We start from the raw sequence: 1,026 nt of genomic DNA on the forward strand, positions 1-1,026 counted from the left end.
AATGGCAAAAGAGAAATTTGAGCGGACCAAGCCGCACGTGAACGTTGGCACGATTGGTCACGTGGACCACGGCAAGACGACGCTGACGGCCGCCATCACCACCGTGCTGGCAGCCAAGTTCGGTGGCGCCGCCAAGGCCTACGACCAGATCGACGCGGCTCCGGAAGAAAAGGCCCGCGGCATCACGATCAACACCGCGCACGTGGAATACGAAACGGCCAACCGCCACTACGCCCACGTGGACTGCCCCGGCCACGCCGACTACGTCAAGAACATGATCACCGGTGCCGCCCAGATGGACGGCGCCATCCTGGTGTGCTCGGCCGCTGACGGCCCGATGCCCCAGACCCGCGAACACATCCTGCTGGCCCGCCAGGTGGGCGTGCCTTACATCATCGTGTTCCTGAACAAGTGCGACATGGTGGACGACGCCGAACTGCTGGAACTGGTCGAAATGGAAGTGCGCGAGCTGCTCTCCAAGTACGACTTCCCCGGCGACGACACCCCCATCGTCAAGGGTTCGGCCAAGCTGGCCCTCGAAGGCGACAAGGGCGACCTGGGCGAGCAGGCCATCATGCGCCTGGCCGATGCGCTGGACAGCTACATCCCCACCCCGGAACGTGCCGTTGACGGCGCCTTCCTGATGCCCGTGGAAGACGTGTTCTCCATCTCCGGTCGCGGCACCGTGGTGACCGGCCGTATCGAGCGCGGCATCGTCAAGGTCGGCGAAGAAATCGAAATCGTCGGTATCGCTGCCACCCAGAAGACCACCTGCACCGGCGTGGAAATGTTCCGCAAGCTGCTGGACCAGGGCCAGGCTGGCGACAACGTCGGTATCCTGCTGCGCGGCACCAAGCGCGAAGAAGTGCAGCGCGGCCAGGTGCTGTGCAAGCCCGGCTCCATCAAGCCGCACACGCACTTCACCGGTGAGGTGTATGTGCTGTCCAAGGACGAAGGTGGCCGTCACACGCCGTTCTTCAACAACTACCGCCCGCAGTTCTACTTCCGCACGACGGACGTGACCGG

At 63.9% G+C, this 1,026-nt stretch carries 1 protein-coding gene; it reads left to right on the top strand.

Annotated elements, in window-relative coordinates; translation table 11 throughout:
- Position 1 precedes the first annotated feature (1 nt).
- Positions 2–1,026 (top strand): elongation factor Tu (gene tuf, locus ACS5NL_RS22695; RefSeq protein WP_439356261.1); only part of this gene is annotated, 1,025 nt, incomplete at its 3' end.

The sequence above is a fragment of the Hydrogenophaga sedimenti genome (assembly GCF_051857515.1).
Taxonomy (GTDB): Bacteria; Pseudomonadota; Gammaproteobacteria; order Burkholderiales; family Burkholderiaceae_C; genus Hydrogenophaga.